Source organism: Achromobacter sp. ACRQX (assembly GCF_022346505.1).
In the GTDB taxonomy this organism is placed as follows: Bacteria; Pseudomonadota; Gammaproteobacteria; order Burkholderiales; family Burkholderiaceae_B; genus Achromobacter; species Achromobacter animicus.
Genome location: NZ_JAKRML010000001.1, coordinates 1 through 14,534, shown reverse-complemented (window position 1 = coordinate 14,534; position 14,534 = coordinate 1). Strand labels below are relative to the sequence as shown.

At 58.2% G+C, this 14,534-nt stretch carries 12 protein-coding genes; 4 read left to right on the top strand and 8 right to left on the bottom strand.

Going from position 1 to position 14,534, the window contains the following annotated elements:
• Position 1 precedes the first annotated feature (1 nt).
• Complete coding sequence (locus MHZ91_RS00060; protein ID WP_175122348.1) at positions 2 to 823, bottom strand: IclR family transcriptional regulator; 822 nt, start codon at positions 821 to 823, stop codon at positions 2 to 4.
• Between the two features lie 360 nt (positions 824 to 1,183).
• Between MHZ91_RS00060 and MHZ91_RS00055 the strand changes: the two genes are divergently transcribed.
• From MHZ91_RS00055 to MHZ91_RS00040, 4 genes are read left to right on the top strand one after another with little or no spacing between them, the layout of a single operon-like run.
• Positions 1,184 to 2,191 (top strand): 2-dehydro-3-deoxygalactonokinase, encoded by a 1,008-nt coding sequence (locus MHZ91_RS00055; RefSeq protein WP_239211206.1) that lies wholly within the window; start codon positions 1,184 to 1,186, stop codon positions 2,189 to 2,191.
• A 9-nt stretch (positions 2,192 to 2,200) separates the two neighbouring features.
• Positions 2,201 to 2,854 (top strand): 2-dehydro-3-deoxy-6-phosphogalactonate aldolase, encoded by a 654-nt coding sequence (locus MHZ91_RS00050; RefSeq protein ID WP_239211205.1) that lies wholly within the window; start codon positions 2,201 to 2,203, stop codon positions 2,852 to 2,854.
• Positions 2,851 to 3,999, top strand: a complete 1,149-nt coding sequence (gene dgoD / locus MHZ91_RS00045; RefSeq protein WP_056559450.1) for a galactonate dehydratase — start codon at positions 2,851 to 2,853, stop codon at positions 3,997 to 3,999. Before MHZ91_RS00050 ends, dgoD begins: the two co-directional genes overlap by 4 nt.
• Before the next feature lie 26 nt (positions 4,000 to 4,025).
• Positions 4,026 to 5,336: an MFS transporter gene (locus MHZ91_RS00040; RefSeq protein ID WP_239211204.1), complete on the top strand. Its 1,311-nt coding sequence runs from the start codon at positions 4,026 to 4,028 to the stop codon at positions 5,334 to 5,336.
• Between the two features lie 224 nt (positions 5,337 to 5,560).
• Here MHZ91_RS00040 and MHZ91_RS00035 read toward each other — a convergent pair whose 3' ends face one another.
• From MHZ91_RS00035 to htpG, 7 genes are all read right to left on the bottom strand, one after another.
• On the bottom strand, positions 5,561 to 6,760 hold the full coding sequence (locus tag MHZ91_RS00035) for an MFS transporter (RefSeq protein WP_175122345.1): 1,200 nt from the start codon (positions 6,758 to 6,760) through the stop codon (positions 5,561 to 5,563).
• Between the two features lie 911 nt (positions 6,761 to 7,671).
• Positions 7,672 to 8,442, bottom strand: coding sequence for an N-6 DNA methylase (locus tag MHZ91_RS00030; protein WP_239211203.1), 771 nt, complete (start codon positions 8,440 to 8,442; stop codon positions 7,672 to 7,674).
• Positions 8,435 to 9,031: an HNH endonuclease gene (locus tag MHZ91_RS00025; RefSeq protein WP_239211202.1), complete on the bottom strand. Its 597-nt coding sequence runs from the start codon at positions 9,029 to 9,031 to the stop codon at positions 8,435 to 8,437. Before MHZ91_RS00025 ends, MHZ91_RS00030 begins: the two co-directional genes overlap by 8 nt.
• Positions 9,028 to 9,669, bottom strand: a complete 642-nt coding sequence (locus tag MHZ91_RS00020; protein ID WP_239211201.1) for a hypothetical protein — start codon at positions 9,667 to 9,669, stop codon at positions 9,028 to 9,030. Before MHZ91_RS00020 ends, MHZ91_RS00025 begins: the two co-directional genes overlap by 4 nt.
• Positions 9,670 to 11,178: an ATP-binding protein gene (locus tag MHZ91_RS00015; RefSeq protein ID WP_239211200.1), complete on the bottom strand. Its 1,509-nt coding sequence runs from the start codon at positions 11,176 to 11,178 to the stop codon at positions 9,670 to 9,672. It abuts the gene before it with no gap.
• Complete coding sequence (locus MHZ91_RS00010; protein ID WP_239211199.1) at positions 11,175 to 12,206, bottom strand: ATP-binding protein; 1,032 nt, start codon at positions 12,204 to 12,206, stop codon at positions 11,175 to 11,177. The genes MHZ91_RS00015 and MHZ91_RS00010 overlap by 4 nt, the downstream gene beginning before the upstream one ends.
• A 197-nt stretch (positions 12,207 to 12,403) precedes the next feature.
• Positions 12,404 to 14,302, bottom strand: a complete 1,899-nt coding sequence (gene htpG, locus MHZ91_RS00005; protein ID WP_239211197.1) for a molecular chaperone HtpG — start codon at positions 14,300 to 14,302, stop codon at positions 12,404 to 12,406.
• Between the last annotated feature and the right edge of the window lie 232 nt (positions 14,303 to 14,534).

Here is a 14,534-nt window from a genome sequence, read left to right as displayed (position 1 = left end):
CTCAGCCCCGCTCAACCTTCCATCCCATCTCGGCCGAAATCCCCGCAGCCGCGCCCTGCACCACCGGCACCATCTCGCGCATGCGCTCCAGCGACATATAAGGCACGGTGCTCGACACACTGATGGCGGCGACGATGCCGCTGGAGGCGTCGCGCACGGGCGCTGCCACGCAGCGGATCGAAGGCTCGTTGTCTTCCAGGTCGAACGCATAACCCTGCGACGCGTAATCGCGCATGCGATCACGGAACGCCTCCCATCCCTGCTGTCCGCCGGGCGCGCGCGACGACACCGGTGCGCCGACGCGATGCAGCGCCTTCCACTGCGGCTCATCCGCGTCCAGCAGCAATGCCTTGCCCACACCGGTCGCGGCGAGCGGCATCCGGTGGCCGACCCGCGATCGCATTTCCAATCCCTTTTTGCCCGGAATCTTTTCCAGGTACAGCACGTCGTTGTTGTCGCGCACGGCCAGGTGGATCGTGTCGCCGGTCATGTCGGCCAGGCTGTCCAGATAGGGCCGCGCCAGCGTCGCCAGCGGAAACGCCTCGCGCGCCTGAAAGCCCAGCTCTATCAGCTTGGGACCCAGCACGTAGCCCACGCCCGGCAGTGCGCGCAGGTAGCGCTCTTGCACCAGACAGCTTGCAAGCCGATGCGTCGTGCTGCGCGCCACGCCGATGCGCGCGCAGATTTCCTTCAGGTCGCGTGCGCCATCGGCCACCGCCTGCACCACGGCAAGACCGCGCATCAGCGTCTGCGTGCCGGCGGGCGCGGCGGCATCGGGGTCAAGCGTGGCAGGTTGCTCGGGGGGCAGTGTGATGGCGGTCATGTGGCAAAGGCAAAGTTGCGGCGCGATGGGAAAGATCGGCAAGCATACCGGGCGCCGCGGCACGGATGCGTGGGTGATAGGGATATGCACGGCGCTTCGCCGAGCGAACAAAACACTTCGAAGGCTCAACTGAAAGCCTAATCGAAACGCACACCAAATTCCCTGTATGTGGGATTTAATTCTATATTTTGAGATTTTTCAAGCGCTGAACTAGAATTTTTGCCATCGTGCACCGCGCGCCTCCCGCGCGCGCACGGCAGATTTCAGACAACAAGGTCCGCGACCACTCCGCCCAGTCCCGCGCGCATGACGGCGCAACGACGGCAGCCGGATGCGCGGCCAGAGACGAGACAGACTCTGATGAATACCGGATCGCCCGCCCGTGCGGCTCTCATCGCGCTGGATTGGGGAACCTCTTCACTTCGCGCCTATCGCCTGGATGCCACGGGCCGTACGCTCGATACGCGCCATCTGCCCTGGGGCATCATGCGCCTGCCGCAACCGCTGCTGGACGGCGCCGCCACCACCACACTGTCCGGCTTTGAACTGGCTTTTGATCAGGCATGCGGCGACTGGCTGCGCGCCGAGCCCGCCCTGCCCGTCATTGCCTGCGGCATGGTCGGCAGCGCGCAGGGCTGGAAGGAAGCCGCCTACCTGGACGTGCCCGTCGACCTGGAGCGCATCGGCACCTTGCTGACCGTGGTGGAACGCCCCGGCGGCACGCCCGTGCACATCGTGCCCGGTCTCATCCAGCGCCACGGCCTGCCCAACGTGATGCGAGGCGAAGAGACGCAGGTCTTCGGCGTGATGGCCGACGAAGCCAGTGCCAATGCCGACAGCGTGCTCATCGGATTGCCCGGCACGCACTCCAAATGGGTCAACGCGCGCCGAGGCCGCGTCACGCACTTCGACACCTTCATGACCGGCGAGGTCTACGCGGCGCTGCGCGGCCACACCATTCTGGGCCGCACGATGGCCGACGCCCCCAACGCCGACATGGCCGCCTTCGAGCGTGGCGTGAAAGTTGCAGGCGCGCCGGCTGGCCGGGCGGGCGTGATGTCCACCATATTCAGCACGCGCGCGCTGGGCCTGATCGGCGAACTCGCGCCTGAGTCGCAGGCCGACTATCTGTCGGGCCTCTTGATCGGCCATGAAGTCGCCGCGCTGGCCGAGATGCTGCGCCAACAGGGCGAACTGCCCCACATCGTGCTGTGCGGCGAGCCCGCGCTGTGCAAGCGCTACCTCCTGGCCATGCAGCATTACGGCCTGGGCGCACCCGAGCAAGCGCAGAACGCCACCGAGCGCGGCCTGTGGCACCTGGCCATCTGCGCCGGGCTTGTGTCCCCCTCCACCCCGATCCCCGCCTAGGAACCTTCGATGAACCATCCCGGTCTGCAAACCGCCATGGCCCACTGCGGCCTGATCGCCATCCTGCGCGGCATCACGCCCGCCGAAGCCGAACCCGTCGGGCAAGCGCTGTACGGCGCGGGCTTCCGCCTGATCGAAGTGCCGCTGAATTCGCCGGATCCGCTGGACAGCATCCGCGCCATGCGCGCCGCGCTGCCCACCGACTGCCTCATCGGCGCCGGCACCGTCCTCAATCCCGACGACTGCGCGCGCATCCAGCAGGCCGGCGGCGAACTCATCGTCATGCCGCACAGCGATCCGGCCGTCATCCGCCAGGCCAAGAAGCTGGGCATGGCGTCCTGCCCCGGCGTCGCCACGCCCACCGAGGCCTTTGCGGCACTGGCTGCCGGCGCCGACGTGCTGAAGATGTTCCCGGCCGAGCAGCTCGGCCCGGCCGTGCTCAAGGCCTGGCGCGCGGTAATGCGCCCGCCGATCGCACTGGTTCCCGTGGGCGGCATCACGCCCGACAACCTATCGAATTACGCCCAGGCGGGCGCCAGCGGCTTCGGCCTGGGCTCCGCCTTGTACAAACCCGGCCTGTCGGCCGAAGCAACCGGCCAGAACGCGCGCGCTTTCGTCGCGGCCTGGCAACGCGCCTATCCTGCCCAGGAGACACAAGCATGAAGATCACCAAGCTCACCACCTACATCGTGCCGCCCCGGTGGTGCTTCCTGAAGATTGAAACGGACGAAGGCATCGTCGGCTGGGGTGAACCCGTCGTCGAAGGCCGCGCGCACTCGGTTGCTGCCGCCGTCGAAGAACTGTCCGATTACCTGATCGGCAAGGATCCGCGCAACATCGAAGACCATTGGACGGTCCTGTACCGCGGCGGCTTCTACCGCGGCGGCGCCATCCACATGAGCGCGCTGGCCGGTATCGACCAGGCGCTGTGGGACATCAAGGGCAAGCACCTTGGCGTGCCCGTGTCGCAACTTCTGGGCGGCAACGTGCGCGACCGCATCCGCGTGTACTCGTGGATCGGCGGCGACCGTCCCGCCGACACCGCCGCGGCCGCCAAGAGCGCCGTCGAGCGTGGCTTCACCGCCGTCAAGATGAACGGCACCGAAGAGCTGCAATACATCGACTCGTTCGACAAGGTTGAGAAGTGCCTGGAGAACGTGGCCGCCGTGCGCGACGCCGTTGGCCCGAACGTGGGCATCGGCGTGGACTTCCACGGCCGCGTCCACAAGCCCATGGCCAAGGTTCTGATGAAGGAACTTGATCCGTTCAAGCTCATGTTCATCGAAGAGCCCGTGCTGAGCGAACACTACGAAGCGCTGAAGGAATTGGCGCCGCTGACGTCTACGCCCATCGCGCTGGGCGAGCGCCTGTTCTCGCGCTGGGACTTCAAGCGCGTGCTGTCCGAAGGCTACGTCGACATCATCCAGCCCGACCCGTCGCACGCAGGCGGCATCACCGAGACCCGCAAGATCGCGGCGATGGCCGAAGCCTATGACGTCGCGCTGGCGCTGCACTGCCCGCTCGGCCCCATCGCGCTGGCCACCTGCCTGCAGATCGACGCCGGCTGCTACAACGCGTTCATCCAGGAGCAGAGCCTGGGCATCCACTACAACGCCGCCAACGACCTGCTCGACTACGTCAGCAACCGCGAGGTCTTCGCGTACGAGGACGGCATGGTCGCGATCCCGCAAGGGCCGGGCCTGGGCATCGAAGTGAACGAGGAATACGTCAAGGAACGCGCCGCAGTGGGCCACCGCTGGCGCAATCCCATCTGGCGTCACGCCGACGGCAGCTTCGCCGAGTGGTAAGCCGATAAAAGAGAGAGGAGACTCCATTGTCCACCGTCGCCCAAGCCGGCCTGCAAGGCGCTCAGCGCCCGACCCGCAGCCGCTACATCATCATGGTGATGCTGTTCATCACCGTCGTCATCAACTACCTGGACCGCAGCAACCTGTCCATCGCCGCCCCCGCCCTGAAGGACGAGTTCGGCCTGGATACCTGGCATGAAGGCCTGATCCTGTCGGCCTTCGGCTGGACCTACGCCGCCATGCAGATTCCCGGCGGCTGGCTGGTGGACCGCGTGTCCCCCCGCGTGCTGTATGCCGCCGCGCTGATCCTGTGGTCCGCGGCCACGTTCTTCATGGGCTTTGCCGGCAGCTTCGTCATCCTGTTCGTCCTGCGCCTGGCCGTGGGCGCGCTGGAAGCCCCGGCCTATCCCATCAACAACCGCGTCGTCACCACGTGGTTCCCCGAGCGCGAACGCGCCACCGCCATCGGCTTCTACACGTCGGGCCAGTTCGTCGGCCTGGCGTTCCTGACGCCGGTGCTGGCCTGGCTGCAGCATCATTACGGCTGGCACATGGTGTTCGTCAGCACCGGTCTCCTGGGCATCATCTGGGGCGTGCTGTGGTTCATGATCTACCGCGAACCGCGCCAGTTCAAAGGCGCCAACGCGGCGGAAATCGAACTGATCCAGAAAGGCGGCGGCGTCGTCGACCTGGACACGCGCGTGCGTGAAAAGAAGGCCCCGTTCAACTGGAACGACCTGGGCCTGGTCATGAGCAAGCGCAAGCTGTGGGGCGTGTACCTCGGCCAGTTCTGCCTGACCTCCACGCTGTGGTTCTTCCTGACCTGGTTTCCCACATATCTGGTCAAGTACCGCGGCATGGACTTTATCAAGTCCGGCTTCCTGGCCTCGGTGCCGTTCCTGGCGGCCTTCATCGGCGTGCTGTGCTCGGGCGTACTGTCCGACTTCCTGATCCGGCGCGGCGCCACCGTCGGCATGGCGCGCAAGCTGCCCATCATCCTGGGCCTGTTGATCTCCACGTCCATGATCGGCGCGAACTTCACGGACTCCACGCCGTGGGTCATCTTCTTCCTGGCCTTGGCGTTCTTTGGCAACGGCCTGGCGTCGATCACGTGGTCGCTGGTTTCTGCGCTGGCTCCGGTGCGCCTCCTGGGCCTGACCGGTGGCGTGTTCAACTTCGTCGGCAACCTGTCGTCGATCTGCACGCCCATCGTGATTGGCTTGCTGGTGTCCAAGGACAGCTTCGCCCCGGCAATCGTGTACGTGTCGTCGCTGGCGTTGCTGGGCGCGCTGTCGTACATCCTGCTGGTCGGGAAGGTGGAGCGGATCGAGGCTTGATGAATCGGCCTGGATTTGAATTCTGGCTTTGAATGAAGGGGCGTCCTGCGGGACGCCCTTTTTCATATGGGGCGAATCTGGCGCAGCTTATTCGTCTGTCTGATCAGGCGAAATCCTGACCGTAGGGAGTGCCAGCCCGGCTGCGATGCTCACGGCAAACAAAAAAGCCTCGGCGGATCCACGTCCACCGGGGCTTTTCATTGGGCGGTCCGCAGGCCGAAACCTCAGCAGCCCTGCACTGCCAGCTTGCGCCGCCGCACGTTCCCGGCCCGCTGCACCAGCACCAGCGCCAGTCCCGCCGTTGCAATCACCGCGCCGGCGATCGGCACCGCCGCGTAACCCAAGCCCGCCGAGATCACCGCGCCCCCGGCCGCCGCGCCCACCGCATTGCCCAGGTTGAACGCGCCCACGTTCATCGACGATGCCAGTCCCGGCGCATCGGTCGCGGCGCGCATCACGCCCATCTGCAGGGGCGGCACCACCGCGAACGTCGCGACGCCGAAGATCAGCAGCGCCACAGCCGCGCCGACCGGCGTGGACGCCAGCCACGGGAACGCCAGCAGGTCCACGATGACCAGCACCAGGAAGAAGATCAGCGTGCCATCGAGCGAGCGGTCGGCCATGCGTCCGCCCACGCCGTTGCCCAACGTGAAGCCCAGACCGATCAGCACCAGCATGCCCGTCACGAACGCCGGGGACGCGCCGGTAATCTCGGCCAGCGTCGGGGCGATATACGTGTACAGCGTGAACATCGCGCCCGCGCCCAGCACCGTGGTCAGCAGCGCCAGCAGCACCGCAGGGCTGCGCAGCACGGCCAGTTCATGGCGCACGTTGGGACGCCGGCCCGCCTCGCCCGCCGGCAGGGCGAACCACAGCGACAGCATCGCAATCAGGCCCAGCACCGCCGTCGCGAAGAACGACATCCGCCAGCCGATCGTCTGACCCAGCCACGTCGCGGCCGGCACGCCGCCCACGTTGGCGATGGTCAGCCCCATGAACATCGTCGCCACCGCGCTGGCCTGCTTATGGCGCGGCACCACGCTGGCGGCCACCAGCGAACCCAGGCCAAAGAACGCGCCGTGGTTCAGGCTGGTCACCAGGCGGGCCAGCAGCAGCGTCGTGTAGTTGGGCGACAGCGCCGACAGGATATTGCCGATGGTGAAGATCGCCATCAGCAGAATCAGCGCCTTGCGCCGCGACCAGCGCGAGAACGCCAGCGTCATCAGCGGCGCGCCGACCATCACGCCGATGGCGTAGGCGCTGACCAGCATGCCCGCGCTGGGGATGGATACATTCACCCCCTCGGCGATGACGGGCAACAGGCCCATGGGAGAAAACTCGGTCACGCCGATGCCAAACGCACCGACGGCAAGCGCCAACAACGGCGGGCCGGCCTTCACCGGCTGGGTTTCTTGGGGATTCATGCAAGTTCCTTGGGTTCGACGGCGCCGACGGGATGTTCCTGGGGCGCGCCCGGCCAGAAATGGCCGGCGCATCGGATAGACAGGCGTGCAGTATGACGGCCGGATACTTGCAGAAAAAGCCGTCTGGCAGGCAAACACTTTTGACTTCAGGTCATTAATGGTCTACACCCTGTTTCCTGGCAAGTCTCCATGCGGCGCGTTCCTGAGGCTCGGGACGCTTTCACCGCTGTCAAAATGGTTACCAATGGGCATCGAAAAAAAGAAATTTTCCGCCGCTCGTACAGCATCTTCTAGATTTCTATCCCCGTATAGAACACCGAATTCTTCAAGTTTCTGAAAGGGAGGAAAGGGAAGGCTGTTTAAGTCACCACAATTAATCTGAGTGTGCCCAGAAAAACGCCTAACATATTGATCAATAGATTTACAGGAAAGGTAGGCGCAAATCGCAACGCACAGCTCTTTCGACATGCCCACCCCATCGCGCCAAACGAAGTTGACGTGATTCTCCACGCCGATAAAGTCTCCATCGAAATCCTCCTCTAAAAGCAAACATGCGACTATACGACGCGAAGCCTCTTTGAATGATATTCGCCGTATTAATACATAATTTCCTTTTGGAAGAAGTTTTCGACGAGTTGATTCCGTAATTTTTATGTACCGTCGACGGCCCGTCTTATTAGACGGAACTAATTCCAATCCAGATTCGCTTACGCAATCCTGATAGATAAGCGCGACCGAATTGACTGATTTTCTCTGCCTTAGATCCCTTACGGACCTGAAATCAACCACTTTTCCTGTAGACGCCTTGCACCCAATGTCAGCAAGACGTCCCGTATAATTCGCAATACTCGTAATCAGCAAATTATCGCCAAAAGGCAGTGGAATATGAATGACTTTCGCAGAATCCCCGCTCAACACGATCGTGGAAAACGGATATAAAATTTCCGTGACCTTACCGTCCTCTCCCTCGTGCGAAACCAATACTCGTGTGGCTTGTCGCGCACCCACCTTAATAATGACTGATTCCTGAACCACACCGGAATCATGAAATATTCTGCGAGATTCGAATAGATACAGCGCATGAATCCAAAAATTCGCCAGCAAAAATTTTCTAATTCTGAGAACATGGCACCATTGCAAAAACTTCTGGGAATGATTGCAACCAGTTCACCATCGTCCGTCAAAAGTTTGAGGCAGCAGGCAATAAACGCAGAGTACAAATTATTTTCCCGATATCCAAGATGCTCTCTGACCTTTTTCCCTAATGCGGATTCTGGAGATAGCTTGGCATAAGGCGGGTTTAGCACTATTCTTTCGAACTTTCCAAGACGGAGATACCGTTGAAGAAAATCTCCCTTTATCACATCAACGTCGGCACACGAACGTAGATTCTCTTTTGCCGCATTGAAGAGATACGCGTCTTTTTCTATCGCCGTAATCTTCATTCGTTCGTGGCGCGTATGGCCTAAAGCGATGACAGCTGCCGACAAGTTTCCAACTCCCGCACACGGGTCCAGGCACGAAATCAATCTCCCGAATTGCACGGAAAACATTTCAGCCATCAGAAGGGCAACACGCTGAGGCGTGAAATATTGCTCGGCCAATTTCTTCTTTTTGACGGCAATGCTTCGACTGGCGGCGATGCGAGAAGACTCAACAACGGATAAGAGCTCGCTAGTCACGCTTTAGTATCCCAGAGTACTTAGAAAATTCTTGAAAGAGACATGTAAATCTCAAAACTGCATCGGTGTTTTCAGGATGATTTTTTACGTAATCAGCTAGGGATATCAACTGACTATCAATACGTTCCAGAAGCCAGCACAACTGCCGCCGAACCAAATGAAGCTTTAATCGCTTATGCATGTACGCCCCCAACGGAGTAAGGGCTACAATTTTGCCGTCAGGGGCACGCCCTAAATGACGAATGTACATCTCAGAACAAGGGTCGATGTACCCGCAGTCATCGACATAGGAAACCGTCGCGCTGGTGCTTGGCCAGTCGTCACTCTTTCCAATATTGCAGATCGGACAGCAATACACTAGATTGTCATAACTATCCGCGAGCGTCACAAACAATTTCTTTGGCGCAAAATGGTCGATGTGGAATCCCCGAACGCCGCCGAAGTAGAAATCGATGGTGTCGCAGTATCCACACTTGCGATAAAAGTCCTCTCGCAACTCTGATTTATATTCACGGTAGCGCTTGTTCCGGCCCGCAATCACTCGCCGTTGCGGATGGATCTCACGCAGTGAAAGGTATGCCACTTTCACTTCTTGACTCCTTCCAGCACTTTGTCCACTTGTGCCACGAGCTCCGCGAGTAGCCGAAGAGCTCTACCGTCCTTTAACTCGTCTGGTATGGGAAAATCAGCCCCGCCGTAGGATTCCAATAAGTTGTCCAACTCTACAAGCCTCTGTCGCTCCATTGCCGACATCGTTTCTGGCTTACGATTAACCAGCTCCTCAAATTCCTCAAGCGTTTGTGCATACTCGTCGCGATATATACTGATAGCTTTTGCGACCTGCGCACGAAAATGAACCTTCAACTCGTCGGTACCGTTGCCTCCAAACGGAACAACCTTAGCCTGAACACATAACGCGTCAGTCGCGGCGTTCAGCGCATCCGGGGCATGTGATGTGAGAAGAAAGCAAGGCACACGCTTGTTTTTTTTCCTAATCGCGTCAATTAAGTCCTGCCCGTTGAATGCAACCCGTGCCGTCTCATTAAGCATGAAGTCCGTTATGACTGCATCCACATTAGAGCTAATTATCTCTTCCACTAAGTACTCAAGTTTCGAATCATTCGTCACCAGTTTAGTGTCTAGGTTGAAATGCTTATGGGCAAAATATTGAAAGCTTTGAATGTCATCCTCGCTTTCATCAATGTAAACGATGTTATATTTTTTCATTTAAATTTCCATTTGCAATTGAAATCCTTTGCCTTTTACATACGTTATCTTTCCCCCGTATTCGTCGACCGTCTTGGAAACCAACCACATTCCTAAGCCAGTTCCAACTTCTTCACCCTGGGAATTTACTTTGGTCGTGAAAGTTGGTTTAAATATGTCGTAAGGATCACGAATACTAGGGGAAAGACCGGGCCCACTATCTCTGTACGTCAAGAGCAGTTTTGGTCCAACTCTATTCGCCGAAATGAGTATTTCGCGTTCGGCATCAAAACCTGTCCGCTTGAAGGCGTCTAGCGAATTAATTATCAAATTATTAAATATGCAATCGAGATCAATTTCGTAAGCGCGCAGCGACATAGTTTCGTCCGGAGCGTCCACATTCACGTGGACTTGCCGCTCTATGAGCGTACCGGACCACTCTTCCCTCAAGTTTCGCAAGTAGTCCGGAACACTAATTTTCGTGCGTTTCCGCTTGTCCTTCCTGATAGTCCTCAAAGAATACTTAATCCAGTTTTTCACTCTTTCATCATCTTTCCGCAGCGCCACGATCTTTTCGAATGGATCTTGAAAAGGGAGAACTCTCTTCCGCGCCTCTTCATCTTTTTCAAGATATTCCTTAAAGATATTAGTTAAGAGATCAAATCGCCCACCAAGTTTGAAGTTGAGACCATCCAGCTCATGTGTAAATGACGCGATGGTCACTCCACTGGAGGCGAAAACGCGCAGCAATGAGTTCTCTTTTTTCATGTCTTCCAAGCGATCGTCTATCTCCCGAGACCGCGCCTTCTCTTTCAACAGAGCCAGTGCGAGCGTGTCTGACTCGGTTTTTCCCGCATCCGGCCTTTTCTTGAACTGTTCGAAAATTTTCTGAGCGATCTTTTCCGCTTGCTGTTCTTCTTTCGGTGCCAGATCACGATCGTTTGGCAGCTCTTTCTTCTCTTGAGAATAATGGTACAACTCACGATAAATTGCAGCCCGATCCTCTTCAAATTCTTTAATTATATTGATTATTATCTGTCTGAAGAGTGCAAACGCATCGTTTTCTTGTATGCCCTCGCGACTAGACTTATCCGCAAGCAAGGGGTTCTCGATTCTGGAAATCGTCACTACACCTGAGATATTCGCGGGGGTTACGCGCCATCGTCCGGATCTGGGCGCTGAGGGATCTTCTGCTTGCCGACGTCCCAGTCCTAGCCAGTCCCAAGCTGCCTTGCCAACCTCCCCATACGGCCGGACACGAAAATTATCTCGAAATACGCGAATTCCGCTGTTATTATCCAACCAACGACGGCGCGTTTCACTATCAAAAGAACGATGCAAGTAAACATCCGAGTCTACCCCATCGCTCTTTTGTCGCTTGAGAAAATACAATACAAAAGAGAATGGGCCGATAATTTTATGCGGGTCTTTCAGCTTCTCCGATAGACCTGGAATCAAGGCGGTCAACGGCTTGTTATAGATAACAGATTGTCCTGTCAGATTTTCGGCCGATACACCTTTTTCGATCAAAAATCTCTTTTGAGAACTTCGCCTGCAAGACGGCTTCGATCGAGCTCATTGCGATTCAACTGAAAGTGAATGTCTCCCCTTTCATCCATCTTAGCGGCTAGGCGATAGTCGAAATCGTCACACATTCCACTCTCCACCCGACCAAAGCGATCAGGGTAGCGAGTACTGAAAAGAAATATTTGAAAGTCATTTGCTTCAGCCGGAGGGGCGAGAGTTTCTAATTCTGCATAAATACGCTCGACTGCCGATATGCTCCACTCATCTCGGACATCCGTTATTTCAATGTGAACACCCTGCTCCGGTGCCACCAAAAACGCACCCGGCAACCGCGCGCCCAATCTGTCCTTTGCGATTTTCGCCAGTGAAAAGTGCGCGGTCTCTAGGGTCGCATTAACCCGATCAATGGTGAGCCCTGCGTGATCGAAGTCGCTCCAATCAACATTCCACTCCAATCCTTCCGGCACTCCCGGCGATTGCCCGACTGCTTTTGTCCACAGACGGCACTTCCCTCCTAGGCGATCCAGTGCGAAGCGGCCAATTCCTTTCGCGCCGGACTTAATCCGACCTGTCGATGACTCGTACTCCTGATGTTTATTATCAGTTCCAATGGTCATCCAAGCTTCAACCAAAGTATCCTCCTGCATACCATCACCATTATCTATAATGGAGATTCTTACGGAGCCTTTTAGTTTCTCCTCGATCGCCCTCTGATCACTCTCACTAAAAAATTCGGCGTGTCTTATCGAGGAAAATTCAAGTTCCGACTCAGACGCATAAGGGGATTCAACGTATGAATTGAGGATTTCATTGTTCCCAACTATCTTGACAAGCTGAACGGCATCTTCTGCGCTTAGTCGAGAAGGCAATTCGACAAACCGGTCGTCAATGTAAACGATGCAGCAGCGAGCATCTGCGTCATAACTGTTTTTAACCAGTTCAATGAGTGCTCCCTCCGCCGAGGATACGTTTTCGCGTCCAATTAATCTTGCAGTTCTCGCCGACACATTAAATGGTATTTTCTTTTTCATTTAATTTCCTGTTTTTATGCCCGGACCAGATTTACGCAGTCTATCGAAGCGCTACCGACCAAGTTAATCAAATGCGTCTTTTGAAGCAATCAGAAATTTATTCTTACCTGTGCGACGACGATCATAACAAGTTGAAGAGCCACGACAAAACAAAAAAAAAGCGCCTTTCGGCGCTTTTTTTAGGGGAGCGACATTAGTCACTTCAATAACAAAGCATTCAACCGCTTCACAAACGCTGCCGGGTCCGCAATCTGCGCGCCCTCAGCCAGCAGCGCTTGATCCAGCAGCAGACGCGCCCACTGATCGAATTCGCTATCATCAGCCGCTCGAATACGCGCCAGCAGCGGATGCTCGGGGTTGATCTCCAGCACCGGCTTCACGTTCGGCGCTTCCTGGCCGGCGGCCTTCAGCATGCGCAACAGGTGCGGGCTGAGTTCGTTCTGGCCCACCACCACGCACGCCGGCGAATCCACCAGGCGCAGCGTCACACGCACTTCCTTGACCTGGTCTTCCAGCGTTTTTTGCAGACGCTCGACCAACGGCTTGAAGTCCTCGGCCACTTCGGCCTGGTGCTTCTTTTCTTCCTCGTCGGCCAGTTCGGCCAGATCGAGGCCACCCTTGGCCACCGACACCAGCGACTTGCCGTCGAATTCGCGCAGGTACGACAGCATCCACTCGTCAACGCGATCCGACAGCAGCAGGACTTCGATGCCCTTCTTGCGGAAGATTTCCAGATGCGGGCTGTTGCTGGCCGCGGCGAAGGTGTCCGCCGTAACGTAGTAGATCTTGTCCTGGCCTTCCTTCATGCGCGACACGTAGTCGGCAAACGACACCGTCTGCGCCTGATCACCGGAATTCGTCGACGCAAAACGCATCAGCTTGGCGATGCGCTCAAGATTGGCCGAGTCCTCGCCCGCACCTTCCTTCAGCACCTGGCCAAACTCCGACCAGAACGTCGCGTAGTCTTCCGGCTTGTTCTCGGTCAGGTCTTCCAGCAGCGACAGGATGCGCTTGGCCGAACCCTCGCGAATGGCGCGCACGTCGCGGCTTTCCTGCAGGATTTCGCGCGACACGTTCAACGGCAGGTCCGCCGAATCGATCACGCCGCGCACAAAGCGCAGGTACGACGGCAGGAGCTGGTCGGCGTCGTCCATGATGAAGACACGCTTCACGTACAGCTTCACGCCATGGCGGCCGTCGCGGTCCCACATGTCCATGGGCGCGTGCTTGGGAACGTACAGCAGTTGCGTGTACTCGCTGCGGCCTTCGACGCGGTTGTGCGTCCAGGCCAGCGGATCGTCGTAGTCGTGCGAGACCGTCTTGTAGAACTCGCGGTACTGCTCTTCCGTCACTTCGGACTTGTTGCGGGCCCACAGCGCGTTCGCCTGGTTCACCGTTTCCAGTTCGTCGGTCTTGACCTGCTCGCCCTTCTCTTGATCCCACTCTTCCTTGGCCATGCGGATCGGCAGCGAGATGTGGTCGGAGTAGCGGCGCAGGATCTCGCGCAATTTCCAGCCGTTCAGGAGTTCGTCTTCGTCAGCGCGCAGGTGCAGCGTCACGTCCGTGCCGCGGCTGGCCTTTTCAGCGGCGGCAATCGTGAATTCGCCCTGGCCGTCGGATTCCCACTGGATCGCGTCCGTGGAACCGGCGCGGCGGCTGACCACCGTCACCTTGTCCGCCACGATGAACGACGAATAAAAGCCCACGCCGAACTGGCCGATGAGCTGCGCGTCCTTCTGCTTGTCGCCGGTCAGCTGCGAGAAGAACTCGCGCGTGCCCGAGCGGGCGATCGTGCCCAGGTTGGCCACCGCTTCTTCGCGCGACAGGCCGATGCCGTTGTCGGAGATCGTGATGGTGCGGGCGGCCTTGTCGTAGCTGACCGTGATGGCCAGTTCGCCGTTGCCTTCCAGCAATTCCGGTTGGTCGATGGCTTCGAAGCGCAGCTTGTCGCAGGCGTCCGACGCGTTCGACACCAGCTCGCGCAGGAAGATTTCCTTGTTGCTGTACAGCGAATGGATCATCAGATGAAGCAATTGCTTCACCTCGGCCTGGAACCCCAGGGTTTCGGACGCGGAATTCGTGGCGGTTTGGCTCATAGTTCTACGTGGCTCGGAAAATAAATTAGGGACAAATATCGGTCGGCTGGGGCGATGCGCCCGCGCGGCCGCTCGGAAACCCTACTGATGTGGGGGCCAATGGGAACTTTTCAAGACCGGGGTGGCGGAGAAGCCAACCTGGGCACGATCGCCCGCTCGGGCACGCGCGAGTTCTTCTCGCAGCTGACCGGCGACAAGCAGAAGGACGCGCAGCTCATCGGCCAGTTCGGCG